Consider the following 14,161-nt stretch of genomic DNA (forward strand, 5'->3'; position numbering starts at 1 on the left):
CGACCCACTTCTGGACGGTGTCCGTCCGTAATACGCTCACCGGTGTGATCAGGACAGCGCTGACCGATCTGCTGGGCGTCGAGCACCCGATCGTCGGGTTCAACCGGTCCCCCGCGGTGGTGACCGAGGTGAGCCGCGCCGGCGGGTTCGGGGTGCTCGCCGCGGTCTCCTACACCGCCGAGGAGCTCGACGCGCAGCTGACCTGGATCGAGGAGCAGCTCGACGGGCGGCCCTACGGGGTCGACCTGCTCGTCCCGGAGAAGACCGCCGACACCGGGGCCGACCGGGAGGACCTCGTCGCCGCGCTGCGTGCGCAGCTCCCGGCCGAGCACCTCGCCTTCGTCGACGACCTGCTCGACCGCTACGGCATCCCGCGGGTGCCGGTCGACCCCGGGCGCGACGCGATCGCGGCGGGGATGAGCCGGCGCGGCGCCGAGGCCCAGCTCGACGCGGTGTTCGCCCACCGGCCCGCGCTCGTCGCGAACGCGCTCGGCACCGCGCCGCCGCACCTCGTGGAGCGCGCGCACGACGCCGGGACGGTCGTCGCCGCGCTGGTCGGGACCCGCCGGCACGCCGAACGGCAGCTCGCGGCCGGGGTCGACGTGCTCGTCGCGCAGGGCACCGAGGCCGGTGGGCACACCGGCACCATCGCGACGACGGTGCTGACCCCGGAGATCGTCGGTGTCGCCGGGGACCGGCCGGTGCTGGCCGCGGGCGGCATCGCCTCGGGCGACCAGATGGCCGCCGCGCTCGCGCTCGGCGCGGCCGGGGTGTGGTGCGGCTCGGTGTGGCTGTCCAGTGTGGAGGACGTGGCGCCGGAGTCGGTGAAGCGCAAGTTCCTCGCCGCGGGCAGCGGCGACACCGTCCGCTCCCCCGCCCGGACCGGCAAGCCCGCCCGGCAGCTGCGCAGCGCCTACCACGACGCGTGGTCCGCACCCGGCGCGCCGGCGCCGCTGCCGATGCCGCTGCAGCCGCTGCTGACCCTGCAGGCCTGGTCGAGCATCGACGCCGCCGCCGACGCCGGGAACCCCGGCGCGACAGAGCTGCAGTCGTTCTTCATCGGGCAGGTCGTCGGCGCGTTCACCGAGCTGCGCGGCGCGGGCGAGATCACCCGGGAGATGGCGCACGACTGCGAGCAGCGCATCGCCGCGCTCGCGGGGCTGGTCGGATGAGCCTCGACCCGCGGACACCCGTCGTCGTCGGGGTCGGGGAGGCCTCCGAGCGGATCGGCGAGCCCGGTTACGCCGCGCTGTCACCGGTCGGGCTCGGTGCCGCCGCGGCCGCCGCGGCGCTCGCCGACACCGGTGCGGACCCGGCCGCGGTGGCGGCGGCGCTGACCGTCGTCGCGGGGGTGCGGCAGTTCGAGATGTCGGTGCCCGGGGCGGTCGCGCCGCTGGGCCGGGCGGACAACTACCCGCGCGCGGTCGCCCGCCGCGTCGGCGCCGACCCGCGGCGGGCGGTGCTCGACGTCGTCGGCGGGCAGTCCCCGCAACGGCTCGTCAGCGAGTTCGCCGGCGCGATCGCCCGCGGGGAGGCCGGGGCGGTGCTGCTCGTCGGGGCCGAGGCGATGTCGACCGTGCGGGACCTGATGTCGCGCCCCGAGGCCGAGCGGCCCGACCACGGCGAGCACGTCGGCGGCACGCTGGAGGACCGCGGGTACGGCTCGGAGCTGCGCAGCCCGGTCGCCGAGGCGCACGGCGTGCTCTCCCCCGCCGCCTACTACGCGCTGTGCGAGAACGCCCGCCGCGCCCGGCTCGGCCTCGGCCGGGACGCCCACGCCCACGGGATGGGCGAGCTGTTCGCGCCGTTCACCCGGGTCGCCGCCGGGCACCCGCACGCCGCCGCGCCGCGGGTCCGAACGCCCGAGGAGCTCGTCACGACCGACGACCGCAACCGGATGATCACCGATCCGTACCCGCGGTTCCTCGTCTCGCGCGACCAGGTCAACCAGGGCGCCGCGGTCGTCCTCACCTCGGTCGGCACCGCCCACGACCTGGGGATCGACCCGCAGCGGTGGGTGTTCCTGCACGGCCACGCCGACCTCACCGAGCGCGCGGTGCTCGACCGCCCCGACCTGGGCGCCTACCCGGCCGCCGAGGCCGCCGTCCGGCACGCCCTGGACCGCGCCGGGACCCGCGTGGACGACCTCGCCGCGATCGACCTGTACTCCTGCTTCCCGATCGCGGTGTCCTCGGTCGCCGACCCCCTCGGGCTGGCCGCCGACGACCCCCGCGGGCTCACCGTCACCGGTGGGCTGCCGTTCTTCGGCGGGCCGGGGAACGACTACTCGATGCATGCGGTCGCCGAGGTCGTGCGACGCCTGCGGGCCGACCCGGGCACGTACGGTCTGGTCGGCGCGAACGGCGGGTTCCTGTCCAAGTACTCCGCGGGGGTCTACTCCACCCGCCCCGCCCCCTGGCGCGACGACGACAGCGCCGCACTCCAGGCCCGGCTCGACGCCGTTCCCACCGTCCCGACGACAACCGCCGCCGACGGCACGGCGACCGTCGAGACCTGGACGGTGCGCCACGACCGCGACGGCAGCCGGCACGCGGTCGTCGTCGGCAGGCTCGACGACGGCGGTGCGCGGTTCATCGGATGCGGTCGCGACGACGAGCTGCCGGACCTGCTCGCTGGCGACCCGGCCGGGGCGGCGGTCCGGGTCCGGCCCGACGGGAAGCTGACGATCGTCACGCCGCGCTGACGGATACCCGGGCCCCGTGACCGGGAGGTCGCCGAGCGCGGGCCGTCACGTCGCTGCGACGCCGGACCGGCGTGCGGCCGCCGTCGAGGGCTGAGCCACCTCCCCCAGGGCCGTGCCGAGGATGTCCACGCCGCGGCGGATCTCGGCCTCGGTCGCGGTCAGCGGCGGCGCGATCCGGAACGTCCCGCCCATGCCGGGCAGCTGCACGATGTTCATGTGCAGCCCCAGCTCGGCGCACCGCGCGGTGACGGCCGCCCCGAGCGCGTCGGTGTCGGAGCCCGCCAGCTCCAGCCCGACCAGCAGGCCGCGGCCGCGGACGTCGCCGATCGTCCCGGTCGTGCGGGCCAGGTCCCGCAGACCGTCCTGCAGCAGCGTGCCCAGCTCGCGGGCGCGCAGGTCGAGCCGGTCGCGGGTGAGCACGTCGAGCACGGTGAGCCCGACCGCCGCCGGGAGGGGGTCGTTGACGTGGGTGGTGAAGAACAGGAAGCCGCGCTCGTGCGCGACCTGCTCGATCGCGGCCGTGGTGAGGACGGCGGCGAGCGGCAGGCCGGCCCCGAGCGTCTTCGACAGCGTGAGGATGTCGGGGACCACGCCGTCGCGCTGGTGGGCGTACCAGTCGCCGGTGCGGCACAGACCCGTCTGTGCCTCGTCGAGGATCAGCAGCATGCCGCGCTCGTGGCACTTGTCGCGCAGCGCCGCCAGGTAGCCCGGCGGCAGGTCGACGACCCCGCCGGAGGACAGGACCGGCTCGACGATGCAGGCGGCGAGACTGCCGACGGACTGGGCGTCGATCAGGGCAAACCCGAGGTCGAGCTGGCGGCGCCAGTCGAGCTCCCCCGCGTCGTCGACGAGGTCGGGGCGGTAGCGGTCGGGCACCGGCAGCGCGAAGTTGCCGGGGGCGGCGGGCCCGTACCCGGCGCGGCCGGCGACGTAGGTCGCGTTCGCCGCGGCCTGGGTCATGCCGTGCCAGGACCGGGCGAAGGAGACGATCTCGTGCCGGCCGGTGACGAGCTTGGCCATCCGGATCGCGGCCTCGTTGGACTCCGCGCCGGTGGTCAGCAGCATCGCCCGGTCCAGTCCGCCGCCGACCGAGGCGCACAGCCGCTCGCACAGCTCCAGCACCGGCCGCGACAGCATCCCGCTGTAGAGGTGGTCGAGCCGGCCGACCTGGTCGCGGACGGTCGCGACGATCTCCGGGTGCGAGTGCCCGAGGATCGCGCTCATCTGCCCGGAGGTGAAGTCGAGCAGCTCCCGGCCGTCCTCGGTGGTGACGGTGCTCCCCTGGGCCCGGGCGATCACGCCGGGGGTGAAGCCCCCGCGGCCGGAGTAGCGGATGAGGTGCTCGGTCACAGCCAGGTCCTCTCGCGGGCCCGGACGGTCCGGGCGACGGTGTCGTTGACCGGGGTCGGCACGCCGAGCCGGGCGCCCTCGCGGGCCACCGCCCCGTTGATGGCGTCGATCTCGCAGCGGTGCCGGGCGAGCGCGTCGAGCAGCATCGACGGGCGGGCGTGCGGGATGGCGCCGCCGAGCCGGCGGACGTGGTCGATCGGGTCGCCGACCTGCAGGGTCACCCCGGACGCCGCCGCCACCGCGACGGCCTCGGCCGCGCAGGCGCGGGCGACGGCCCAGGCGTCGGGGTCCTCGAGCACCCCGCCGATGGTGAGACCGGTCAGGCAGGTCGAGCCGGAGAACGCCGCGTTCATGACCAGCTTCTCCCACACCATCCGGCCCAGGTCGGTGTGGAGCGCGACCCCGAAGCCCGACGAGCGCCAGATCTCCGCCGAGGCCTCCAGCTGTGCCGCGGGCAGCCCGTCGTAGGGGCCGAAGCGGACCATCTCCATGCCGTTGTGGTGCGCGACGCCCGGCTCGGGCAGCGACGCCCCGAACCCGCCGACGACGCCGACCGCGATCCGCCCCGGGTCCAGCTCGGCGGCCGCGACCTCCGGGGAACCGAGACCGTTCTGGATGGTCTGCACGACCGTGCCCGGGCCGACCAGGTGCGCGCACGACCGCGCGGCGACGGCGACGTCGTAGGCCTTGGTCGCGACGACCACCAGGTCCACGGGCCGGTCGAGGGCGACGTCGGCGGCGTCGAGGACCGCCGAGGCGAGTGCGACCGTGCGGTCACCGCTGTGCCCGGTCACCCGCAGGCCGCGTTCCCGCAGCGCCGCGGTGTGCCCGGCGCGCCGGCAGACGGCGTGCACCTCGTGCCCGGCGTCGGCCATCAGCCCGGCGTACACCGAGCCCATCGCGCCGCAGCCGACGATCACCACCACCGCCATGCCGACCTCCTCCGGCGCAGTCTGGCATCCCGGGGACCTTCGGGTCAGCCCGCCGACGGCGCCGCGATCCGCACCCCGTGCCCGGCGGCGTGCGCGGCGACCGCGTCCGGCGCGGGCGGGCCGGAGCGCCCGAGCTCGCTCATCCCGCGCAGGAACGGCACCTGCGTCGCACCCGTCACCAGCACGACCAGCCGGGCGTCGGTGTCGGCCCGGTACCGGTGCAGCACCCCGGCCGGGACGTGTGCGACGTCCCCGGCGCGCAGCCGGTGGGTGACGCCGTCGAGGTCGACGTCGAGCTCGCCCGCGGCCAGGTAGAACATCTTGTCCGCGGACAGCGTGTGCGGCGGCGACGCGGCCCCGGGGCCCAGCGTCAGCTCGAGTGCCTCCCAGGCGTCGCCGGTGTCGGCGCCGGTCGCGAGCGGGACGGCGCGGGTGTGCGGCATGCCGAACGCGTCGGCGTCGTCAGTCGTGATGATCCTGGCTTCCATGGCGGCCTCCTGTGGGGTGTGCTGCTGGGACGACCGTAGGGAGCGGCGGGTGCCGGTCCCATCCCTGCTTCCAGGGGGGTGGCCCCGTGGCCGATCACGCCGAGCTGCGTCGCCGTGCCGCCGCGGCGCTCGCCCGCCGGGTCCCCGCCGACCTCGCGGTGTGGGCGGTGCTGGACCCGGCGACGCTGCTGTGGTCGGACTGCGTGCTGGTGGGCGCCGAGCGCGACGTGGCGTTCGAGAACGCGGTGTTCGACAACGAGTACCGCGTCGACGACGTGCTCAAGCTGACCGACGTCGCCGCGACCGGCCGGGCCGGGGCGCTCAGCGCCGTCACCGGCGGGGACCCCGCGGCCAGCGCCCGCTACCGCGACGTCCTGGCCCCGCGCGGGTTCACCGACGAGATGCGGGTGCCGCTGCACGACGGCCGCACCACCTGGGGCGCGGCGGTGCTGCTGCGGGCGGGCGGCACGTTCGCCGCCGCGGACGTCGCCGCGGCCTCGGCGGTCGCCCGCCCGCTCGGCGAGGCCCTGCGCGACGCGCTGGTGCGGACGGGGCGCGACCTGGTCGGCGGTGCCCCGGCCGGGACGATCCTCACCGACGCCGACGGCCGGGTGCTCGACCTGTCCGACGACGCCCGTGCCCTGCTGGGCGGCGACGCCGTCCCGCAGGTGGTGCAGGCGGTCGCGGCACGCCGGGCCGCAGGCCTGCCGGCCGAGGGCACGGTCCCGCTGACCGACGGCCGGTGGCTGTCGTTCCGGGCGTCGCCGCTGGGTGGGGCGCTCGCCGTCGTGGTGGAGGAGGTGCGCCCGCACCAGGTCGCCGACCTCGTGGTGCGCAGCAAGGGGCTCACCCCGCGTGAACGGCAGGTGCTCGCCGCGCTCGCCCGGGGCGCGTCGAACCGGCGGATTGCCCGCGAGTGCGGGATGAGCGAGTACACGGTGCTCGACCACGTCAAGCGGCTGTTCGCGAAGTTCGGGGTGTCCGGGCGCGGCGAGCTGACCGCGGCGCTGTTCTTCGACCACTACGCCGAGGCCCACTCGGGACGCTGACCCGCCGGATACGGCAGGCTGCAGGAAGGAGCGGGAACCGGACGAGGGGGACGTCGTGACCTGGAGTACCCGTGAGGTCGCCGAGCTGGCGGGGACCAGCCTGCGGGCGGTGCGGCACTACCACGAGATCGGGCTGCTGGCCGAGCCCGATCGGCGCGCGAACGGCTACAAGCAGTACGGGGTGGCGCACCTGGTCCGGCTGCTGCGGATCAAGCGGCTCGTCGACCTCGGGTTCTCGCTGGCCCAGATCTCCGAGATGAACGACGCCGACGCCCACCCGGAGGAGGCCGCCCGCGCGCTCGACGCCGAGCTGGCCGCCACCATCGAGCGGCTGCAGCAGGCCCGCACCGAGCTGGCCCTGATCCTGGACGGTACCGCGCCCACCGACCTGCCCACCGAGTTCGCCGCGGCCGCGGACCAGCCGATGTCCGAGGCCGACCGGTCGCTCACCCTCGTCCTGCCGCGGGTGCTGGGCTCGGAGCGGCTGCAGGCCGTCGCGGACATGCTGGCCGACGCCCGCCCGGACCCGACGCAGGACCGGTTCGACACGCTCCCGGCCGACGCCGACGAGGCCACCCGCCAGGAGCTCGCCGACCGGATGGTGCCCTACATGCGCGCGCTCTACGAGACCCATCCCGGCCTGGTCGCGCCGAACACCGACGCACCCGTCGGTGAGCAGCGGGCGGAGCAGACCCTCGGCCGGGCGATGCGGGAGCTGTACAACCGCGCCCAGCTCGACGTGCTCGTGCGCGCCGGGAAGGCACTCGCCGCGGAGCGCGACGCGGACTGACCCACCCGCCTCAGCCGGGCTGCAGCTCGCGGCACGGACGCCCGCCCGCGGTGCCGGGTCGTCCGGCGGCTCCGGCCCGAGCGCGACTTCACCCGCATCGCCCAGGACACCGCCGCCCAGCTCACCCCCGAGCTGGCCCGCCGCAGCAAGGCCTTCACCGAGAATCCGGGAGGGCAGCTGCTGCGCCAGTTCCTGGCCGGGGGCCTGCTGGCGTCCCGGGTGGCCGACCACCTGAAGGTCGACGAGGCGACGGTGCCCACGATCGTGCTGACCTTCTCCGCCTCCGCCGAGGCGGAGAACACGACCGCCGAAGCCGTCGCGATGCGGTCGCGTGCGGTGCGGGCGCTCGCCCTCCATACCGAGCTGCACCTGCCGGGATGCCTGGTGGGCAGCATCGACCAGCAGGTCTACCTGCTCCACGCCGACCCGGCCCTGACCGCGCAGTCGGTGGACAACCTGCTCGACAGGCTCGTGCAGCAGGTCGAGCGCGGCACGGGGGTGACGGCGCTGGCCACCGCCGGACGAGTGCACCGCGGAGTGGGAGCCGCGGAGCAGTCGCGAGGCGAGGCCGACGACGCGATGCGCGTGTTGCGCGGGCGCGCGACGGATGTCCGTACCGGCACGTTCGACCGCCTGCGCGCCGCGATCGTGGTGTCCGAGGTCGTCGAGGCGCTGCGCGGGCGTCCCACCCTCGTGCAGGGGGTCATCGCCCCCCTGATCGATCAGGACCGGCAACGCGGAACCGACTACGTGCACACGCTCTCGGTCTACCTGGACGCGTTCGGCGACGTGCGGAAGGCCGCCGCGACCCTGCACGTGCACCCCAACTCGCTGCGCTACCGGATCCGCAGGATCGAGGAGGTGGCCGGTCTCGACCTCACCGACCCCGAGCTGCGGCTCGCCCTGCAGCTCGTCATCGCGGCCCGGGGCCCGAGACCGTTCCCCGAGCCGGGCGACGACGCGGGGACACCGCGGATCTGAGGCGTCGGGCCACCGCGTCGGCCGCCGTCGGCCCGGCTCAGGCGCGGGGCGGACCCGCCGGGGTCACGGCCTCCGACGAGGGATGGCGCGCGCGGACCAGATCGACGAGGTGGGACACGGCCGCGGATCGGGGCCGGTCGCGGCGCATGATCATGCAGACGCGGAACGACGGGTGCGGCTCGAGCTCGATCAGCTGCGCACGGACGGATTCCGGCGCCGAGGACGGCGCCACCAGGGCGATGCCGAGCCCGGCGTGAACCAGCGCTGTGACGGTGGCGACGTCCCCTACCTGGACCACGACATCGCGGTCGATCCCGCGCTGGGCGAAGAACCGGTCGACGCTGGCCCGGCTGCCCCACCCCAGCGGCACGTCGATGAAGGGTTCGCCGCTCAGCTCCACGGGATCGACCCGGCTGCGGCCGGCGAGCGGATGTTCGGGCGGGCAGGCCAGACGGATGGGTTCCCGGGACAGTTCGTCGACGTGCAGCTCCGGTCGCGGCGACGACGGGTCGAGCGCGGCGATCGCGAGGTCGAGGCGGTGCTCGACGACATCGCGAACCAGCCCCTCGGAGCCCTGGGGTGAGGTCGCGGGAAGCAGCCGGACCCGGGGCCGTCGACGATGGAACTCACCGAGCAGTGCGGCCAGGTCGACGCCGGGCTGCGCGTGCATGATCCCGATCCGGATCGTGCCCCGTGTGCCGTCGCCGACCTCGGCCACGCTGTCGCGCGCGGCCGCCGCCCCGGCCAGCGTCGCCCGCCCGGGTTCGACGAGCGCCCGACCGGCCTCGGTCAGCCGGACGCGGCGGGTGGTGCGATCGAACAGGCCCACCCCGAGCTCGCGCTCGAGCCCGCGGACGGCCACCGACACCGCGGACTGGACGAGATGCAACCGGTCTGCGGCCGCGGTGAACGTCCCCTCGTCGACGACGGCCAGAAAGGCCTCCAGCTGCCGCAGCTCCATCTCCGCCTCCGCATTCATGCACCAGAGCGATCAAAAGTATCGCGAACGTTCGTTGGAATCGATAGAACGACGGGCGCAGCATGGTGCGGTAGCCGAGAAGAGGAGACCAGCGATGTCGCGCTCGTCCAATGTGGTGCGGACCGGTCCGCGGGGTGGCACACCGGTGGTGTTGCTGCACTCCGCGGGCCTGGACCTGAGCTACTGGGACCGCCAGATCGAGGTGCTGCGGACCGATCGGGACGTGATCGCCCCGGACCTGCCCGGCCACGGGCGCACATCCGGGGTGCCCGAGGACTGGACGATCGGCACGATGGTCGAGTTCGTCCGCACCGTCCTCGAGCAGGCGCAGGTGGACCGGGTGCACCTGGTCGGACTGTCGCTGGGCGGGATGCTGGCCCAGGCCACCGCACTGGCCGCGCCGGACTCGGTCGCGTCACTGACCCTCATCGACACGGCGTCGTCGTTCGCGCCCGCCGGGCGCGCAGCCATGCGCACCCGGGCCGGCGTCGCCCGCGAGCACGGCATGCCCGCCGTGCTGGAGTCGCTGTTCGACCACTGGTTCACCCCGGCCACCCGGATCGAGCGACCCGACCTGCTGGAGCGGGTGACCACGACCGTCCTCGGCGACGATCCGCTCATCCACGCCGCGATGTGGGAGATGATCGCCGGGTTCGAGATCACCGAGGAGCTGCCCGGCATCGCATGTCCCTCCCTGGCGATCGTGGGCGAACACGACTCCAGTTCCCCGGTCTCCTCGGCTCGGCTGCTGGTCGAGAGGATTCCCGACGCCCGACTGCGCGTCGTCCCCCACACCGCGCATCTCGCGCCCCTGGAACGACCGGACGTCGTCACCCGGCACATCACCGACTTCCTCGACACCGTCGCCTGATCGGGGGATCACGATGGCCCGCATCCCGCTCGTCCACGTCGAGGACATGGACTCCCGACAACGGGCGCAGTACGAACGGTTCCCGTCCAACCTGACCCGGACGTTGACCCTGCTGGATCCCCGCTTGTCCGAAGCGCTCCCGGCCACCGCCAACGCGCTGCGCACCTCCGGCCTGGATGCCGGCCTGCGCGAGGGGGTCATCCTCCGCGTCGCCGCTCTGACCGGCAGCGCCTACGAGCGCATGCAGCACCTCGACCAGGCCCGCCTGACCGGCTGGAGCGACGACGCGATCGCCGCGATCGAAGCCGGTGATCACGACGGACTGCCGGACGGCGTCGCCCGTGTCCTGCGGTTCGTCGACGCGCTGGTCGACGGCGGCCCGGTCGGCGACGAGCTCTTCGACGCCACCCGCGCCGTCCTGTCCGATCGCGACCTGACCACGGTCATCGTCCTGGTCGGCCACTACATCACCGTCGCGCTCCTGACCGTCGTCCTGGACGTCGACCTCGACCCGGAGCCCGACAGCTGGACCCACGAGCACTGACGTCGCGCTCCCGACCGCTGACCACCATCGCATGAAGGAGGCACACCCCATGTCGTTCGCCGCTCGCCGCGTCGTCGTCGAACACGACGACCACGGCCGGTCGGTCGTCACCGCCGACGAGACCCTGACCGCCGTCGCCCCGTGGCCCCACCTCGACATCACCGGATGCGAGATGTGGACCACCTCGGACAGTCCGGTGGACAACTCGCCCTCGGCGTCGACCGGTCAGGCCGAGGGCGCCCTCGCACGCCACCGCAACCTGTTCGTCGGCAACGGTCACGGCACCGCTTTCCGCGTCACGCAGTTCCCCGTCGACAACGCCCCGGTCTTCCACCGCACCGAGACCGTGGACTACGACATCATCCTCACCGGCGAGATCGATCTGGATCTCGACGACGGCCGCTCCGTCCGCCTCGCCGCCGGTGACTGCGCGATCGTGCGGGGCTCCGGTCACGCGTGGGTCAATCGCGGTACCCGACCGGCCACGGTCGCGTTCGTGATGATCGATGCCGACCCCGTCGTCGTCGCCGGCGAGACGCTCGGGACCTCCTACCCGGAAGCACCGTCGCCCTCCGCGCAGTCCTACGCCGACACGATCATCGTCTCCGGGCTCACGACCGGTTGCCGGCGGGAGCGATCAGCCCGCCGCGTCGCCCAGCCTGCGGGCCCCGACCGCACGCCGGCGCATGGCCGCCTCGGCGAGCTCGTCGTCGACGCCGACCCAGATGGCGCCTTCCTCCTCCCGGACCGGGAAGACGGTGATGGGCCGGGTCGCCGGCGGGCACAGCGGCTCGCCGGAGGTGTAGTCGAAGACGCTGCCGTGACACGAGCACAGCAGTCCCTCGTCGGTGACCTTGCCGCTGGACAGCAGGCAGTCGAGGTGGCTGCAGTAGTTCGAGGTGGCGTGCACCTCGCCGTCGGAGCGGGAGACGGCGACCTCGACCTCTCCGGCGAAGAAGCGGCGGACGACCCCCTCGGGGACCTGACCGGAACGGGCGATCTTGTGGAAGTCCACGGCGTCTCTCCTCAGGCGCTGATGGTGTCGAGCAGGTCGAACAGGTCGTGGTCGTCGTCGGCGAGCTGTGCGCGGGGCACCGGGGCGTCGAGCGCGAGCAGGGCCCGGACGGCCGGGACGTCACCGCCGCGCTCGACGCAGAACGCGGCGCGCACCCGGTCGTCGATCAGGTAGAAGGCGGTGAAGTCGCGGTCGGCGACGCTGCCGCGGACCACGACCTCCGCCCCGGCCGGGGCGTGTCCGACGACCTGCAGGTTGAGGTCGAACTGGTCCGACCAGAACCACGGCGCCTCCGGCGGCGGCACCGCCTTCCCGAGCAGGGCCCGGGCGACGGTCCCGCCCTGGGTCGTCGCGTTGTCCACGTGCTCGACGCGGACGAACCCGTCACCGACGGCACGGCAGGCGACGTCCCCGGCCGCGAACACGCCGGGAGCCGAGGTCCGGCAGAGCTCGTCGACGACCACTCCCCCGCGGACCGGGTCGACGGCGATCCCCGCCGCGCGGGCGAGCTCGTCGCGGGGCACCGACCCCACCGCGACGACGACGAGGTCGGCCTCCACCGGTCCGGACGAGGTCTCGACCACGACTCCCGCAGCCGTCGGCGAGACGGCCGAGATCTCCTGGCCGCACCGCAGGTCCACACCGTGGTCGCGGTACAGCCCGGCGCAGAACGCGGCCATGTCCGGCCCGAGCGCACCGAGCATCGGCAGTGGTCCGGCTTCCAGCACCACGACCTCGACCCCGAGCTCCCGCGCCGACGACGCGACCTCGGCGCCGATCAGCCCGCCGCCGACGACGACGAGCCGCCGCAGCCCGGGCAGGGCGTCGCGGAGCCGGACGGCGTCGCCGACGGTCCGCAGGTGCACGACCCGGTCGCCGGACACCCCGGGCAGCGTGCGGGCCCGTACCCCGGTGGCCAGCAGCACGGCGTCGGCACCCAGGTGCGACCCGTCCTCCAGCTCCACCCGGCCCGGCGCGACGGCGGTGACGGCGGCCCCGGTCCGCAGCTCGACGTCGTGGGCCGCGGCCCAGGTCTCGTCGAGCAGCACGAGGTCGGCGGAGCCGGCCTCGCCGCGGAGGAACTCCTTCGACAGCGGCGGCCGCTGGTAGGGCAGGTGCGGCTCGTCGGACAGCACCGTCAGCGGGCCGTCGAAGCCACGACGGCGGAGCATCCGGACGGTGGCCACGGCGGCCTGCCCGGCCCCGACGGTGACGAGGCTGCGTACCGGCTCGGACATCAGTTCTCCTCCTGGCTGCGGGGGCGGGCGTCGACGTGGATCACGCCGTCGACGACCCGGACGTCGTGGACCGGCTGGCACTCGTCACGTCCGTCGGCCCGGCCGGTCACGGGGTCGAAGGCCCACTGGTGGGCGGGGCAGACGACCCGGCCCTGCCACAGCACGCCCCGGGCCAGGGACCGTCCCTTGTGGATGCAGACGTCGTCGAGCGCGACGACGTGGTCCCCGGCCAGGAACAGGGCGACCGGCCTGCCGTCGACCTCCACGCGGAGGCGACGGCGGCGGGCCAGGTCGGCGAGCGGGACGGTGGCGACCCACCGGGTGGTCTCGATGTCGCTCACGTGCACTCCCGGGCGTCGGGCCGCGACGGGCGCGCGGGGTGCGCGCCCGTCGCGGTGGTCGGTCAGAGGGACGGAGCGACGTAGGTGTCGTACAGCGCGCGGGTGTAGGAGAAGCGCATCTCCGCGCCCCAGCGCACGAACTGCAGGCAGCGCTGCTGCAGCTCGGGGGTGTCGGCGTGGTCGAGCACGATCTGGTAGCCGCGCTCGCCGTGCACCTCGTCGGAGGTGATGTGCAGGTCGAAGAACTCGATCTCGTCCTCGGTGAACCCGTAGGTCTCGCGCAGCGGCACGATCTGCTTCCGGTAGATGCCCGGGACCTGCGACTCGAGCCCCACGACCAGCGCCGCGGTGGCGACCACGAAGTGCTCGCGCATCGCGACGGCGTAGCACCAGGACTGCAGCCCGCGGGTCACCGCGTTCATGTTGTCCGGGTTCTCGATGCGCTCCCTGCTCGTGCCGCAGGCCTCGCCGAACCGGATCAGCAGGTCGGTGTGCCGGATGTCGGCGAGCTCCTCCTCGTACATGTTCTGGAGGGTGAAGTCCTTGGCGTCGGTGCAGTGGTCGGGGGTGTTGCCGTAGATGTAGCCGAGGTAGTCGGCGAACGGCCCGACGTAGTGGTAGTGGTTCTCCGCCCACCGGCTGAAGTGCTCGCGGGTCAGCGTCCCGTCCGCCCAGGCCTGGGAGAACGACGCGTTCTTGGCCTCGCGGCCCTTGATGGCGTCCTCCAGTGCGGCCCGGAAGTCCTCGCGGGAGAGCAGACCCGGCACCGGGGTGCCTGCGGTCTCGTCCACGGTCAGGGTCATGACGAACCCTCCAGATCAGGGATGTGGGGTGGAACCGGGGGCGTCGCTCCGCCTCTCCGGTGACCTCGACGCTAGG

The 14,161-nt window shown here is 74.3% G+C and carries 15 protein-coding genes; 7 read left to right on the forward strand and 8 right to left on the reverse strand.

Features of this window, described 5'->3' with window-relative positions; translation table 11 throughout:
• The first annotated feature begins 44 nt into the window (after positions 1–44).
• Both ND486_RS22620 and ND486_RS22625 read left to right on the forward strand, forming a co-directional pair.
• The gene (locus tag ND486_RS22620) at positions 45–1,172 is read left to right on the forward strand and encodes a nitronate monooxygenase (protein ID WP_251786500.1); all 1,128 of its coding nucleotides are present in this window, start codon (positions 45–47) and stop codon (positions 1,170–1,172) included.
• On the forward strand, positions 1,169–2,704 hold the full coding sequence (locus tag ND486_RS22625; RefSeq protein ID WP_251786501.1) for an acetyl-CoA acetyltransferase: 1,536 nt from the start codon (positions 1,169–1,171) through the stop codon (positions 2,702–2,704). Before ND486_RS22620 ends, ND486_RS22625 begins: the two co-directional genes overlap by 4 nt.
• Before the next feature lie 45 nt (positions 2,705–2,749).
• Here ND486_RS22625 and ND486_RS22630 read toward each other — a convergent pair whose 3' ends face one another.
• Genes ND486_RS22630 through ND486_RS22640 form a run of 3 tightly spaced genes read right to left on the reverse strand, consistent with a single transcriptional unit; the run spans position 2,750 to position 5,474 of the window.
• Positions 2,750–4,054 carry an aspartate aminotransferase family protein gene (locus ND486_RS22630; RefSeq protein WP_374231627.1) on the reverse strand — a complete coding sequence of 435 codons (1,305 nt, stop codon included), beginning with the start codon at positions 4,052–4,054 and terminating at the stop codon, positions 2,750–2,752.
• The gene (locus ND486_RS22635) at positions 4,051–4,986 is read right to left on the reverse strand and encodes a ketopantoate reductase family protein (protein WP_251786502.1); all 936 of its coding nucleotides are present in this window, start codon (positions 4,984–4,986) and stop codon (positions 4,051–4,053) included. The genes ND486_RS22630 and ND486_RS22635 overlap by 4 nt, the downstream gene beginning before the upstream one ends.
• Positions 4,987–5,030: 44 nt before the next feature.
• Positions 5,031–5,474 carry a cupin domain-containing protein gene (locus ND486_RS22640; RefSeq protein ID WP_251786503.1) on the reverse strand — a complete coding sequence of 148 codons (444 nt, stop codon included), beginning with the start codon at positions 5,472–5,474 and terminating at the stop codon, positions 5,031–5,033.
• 86 nt (positions 5,475–5,560) lie between these two features.
• Here ND486_RS22640 and ND486_RS22645 point away from each other — a divergent pair, with 86 nt between their 5' ends.
• The 3 genes from ND486_RS22645 to ND486_RS22655 all read left to right on the forward strand — a co-directional run bounded on the left by ND486_RS22645 (position 5,561) and on the right by ND486_RS22655 (position 8,294).
• A complete protein-coding gene (locus tag ND486_RS22645) occupies positions 5,561–6,523 on the forward strand; it encodes a helix-turn-helix transcriptional regulator (RefSeq protein WP_251786504.1) in 963 nt (320 codons plus the stop codon).
• A gap of 55 nt (positions 6,524–6,578) precedes the next feature.
• Positions 6,579–7,313, forward strand: coding sequence for a MerR family transcriptional regulator (locus ND486_RS22650; protein WP_251786505.1), 735 nt, complete (start codon positions 6,579–6,581; stop codon positions 7,311–7,313).
• A 219-nt stretch (positions 7,314–7,532) separates the two neighbouring features.
• A complete protein-coding gene (locus tag ND486_RS22655) occupies positions 7,533–8,294 on the forward strand; it encodes a helix-turn-helix domain-containing protein (protein ID WP_251786506.1) in 762 nt (253 codons plus the stop codon).
• A 37-nt stretch (positions 8,295–8,331) separates the two neighbouring features.
• Here ND486_RS22655 and ND486_RS22660 read toward each other — a convergent pair whose 3' ends face one another.
• Entirely contained in the window at positions 8,332–9,255 is a 924-nt protein-coding gene (locus ND486_RS22660) for a LysR family transcriptional regulator (RefSeq protein WP_251786507.1), read from the reverse strand.
• 163 nt (positions 9,256–9,418) lie between these two features.
• Between ND486_RS22660 and ND486_RS22665 the strand changes: the two genes are divergently transcribed.
• Together ND486_RS22665 and ND486_RS22670 are read left to right on the forward strand one after the other, a co-directional pair.
• Positions 9,419–10,144 carry an alpha/beta fold hydrolase gene (locus ND486_RS22665; protein ID WP_251786508.1) on the forward strand — a complete coding sequence of 242 codons (726 nt, stop codon included), beginning with the start codon at positions 9,419–9,421 and terminating at the stop codon, positions 10,142–10,144.
• 13 nt (positions 10,145–10,157) lie between these two features.
• Positions 10,158–10,688 carry a carboxymuconolactone decarboxylase family protein gene (locus ND486_RS22670; protein ID WP_251786509.1) on the forward strand — a complete coding sequence of 177 codons (531 nt, stop codon included), beginning with the start codon at positions 10,158–10,160 and terminating at the stop codon, positions 10,686–10,688.
• A 637-nt stretch (positions 10,689–11,325) separates the two neighbouring features.
• Here the strand turns inward: ND486_RS22670 and ND486_RS22675 are convergent.
• From ND486_RS22675 to ND486_RS22690, 4 genes are all read right to left on the reverse strand, one after another.
• Positions 11,326–11,703: a non-heme iron oxygenase ferredoxin subunit gene (locus ND486_RS22675; RefSeq protein ID WP_208826643.1), complete on the reverse strand. Its 378-nt coding sequence runs from the start codon at positions 11,701–11,703 to the stop codon at positions 11,326–11,328.
• A gap of 11 nt (positions 11,704–11,714) precedes the next feature.
• Positions 11,715–12,941 (reverse strand): NAD(P)/FAD-dependent oxidoreductase, encoded by a 1,227-nt coding sequence (locus tag ND486_RS22680; RefSeq protein WP_251786510.1) that lies wholly within the window; start codon positions 12,939–12,941, stop codon positions 11,715–11,717.
• Positions 12,941–13,282 carry a Rieske (2Fe-2S) protein gene (locus ND486_RS22685; protein ID WP_251786511.1) on the reverse strand — a complete coding sequence of 114 codons (342 nt, stop codon included), beginning with the start codon at positions 13,280–13,282 and terminating at the stop codon, positions 12,941–12,943. Before ND486_RS22685 ends, ND486_RS22680 begins: the two co-directional genes overlap by 1 nt.
• Positions 13,283–13,344: 62 nt before the next feature.
• A complete protein-coding gene (locus ND486_RS22690) occupies positions 13,345–14,085 on the reverse strand; it encodes a TenA family transcriptional regulator (RefSeq protein WP_208826639.1) in 741 nt (246 codons plus the stop codon).
• Between the last annotated feature and the right edge of the window lie 76 nt (positions 14,086–14,161).

Origin of the sequence: Pseudonocardia sp. DR1-2, from assembly GCF_023717215.1 — a bacterium.
GTDB classification, from domain to species: domain Bacteria; phylum Actinomycetota; class Actinomycetes; order Mycobacteriales; family Pseudonocardiaceae; genus Pseudonocardia; species Pseudonocardia alni.

Excerpts from the sequence above, each read along its gene's own strand:
- ND486_RS22625 (WP_251786501.1), top strand. The coding sequence starts at position 1,169 with ATGAGCCTCGACCCGCGGACACCCGTCGTCGTCGGGGTCGGGGAGGCC.
- ND486_RS22635 (WP_251786502.1), bottom strand. The coding sequence starts at position 4,986 with ATGGCGGTGGTGGTGATCGTCGGCTGCGGCGCGATGGGCTCGGTGTAC.
- ND486_RS22640 (WP_251786503.1), bottom strand. The coding sequence starts at position 5,474 with ATGGAAGCCAGGATCATCACGACTGACGACGCCGACGCGTTCGGCATG.
- ND486_RS22660 (WP_251786507.1), bottom strand. The coding sequence starts at position 9,255 with ATGGAGCTGCGGCAGCTGGAGGCCTTTCTGGCCGTCGTCGACGAGGGG.
- ND486_RS22670 (WP_251786509.1), top strand. The coding sequence starts at position 10,158 with ATGGCCCGCATCCCGCTCGTCCACGTCGAGGACATGGACTCCCGACAA.
- ND486_RS22680 (WP_251786510.1), bottom strand. The coding sequence starts at position 12,941 with ATGTCCGAGCCGGTACGCAGCCTCGTCACCGTCGGGGCCGGGCAGGCC.
- ND486_RS22690 (WP_208826639.1), bottom strand. The coding sequence starts at position 14,085 with ATGACCCTGACCGTGGACGAGACCGCAGGCACCCCGGTGCCGGGTCTG.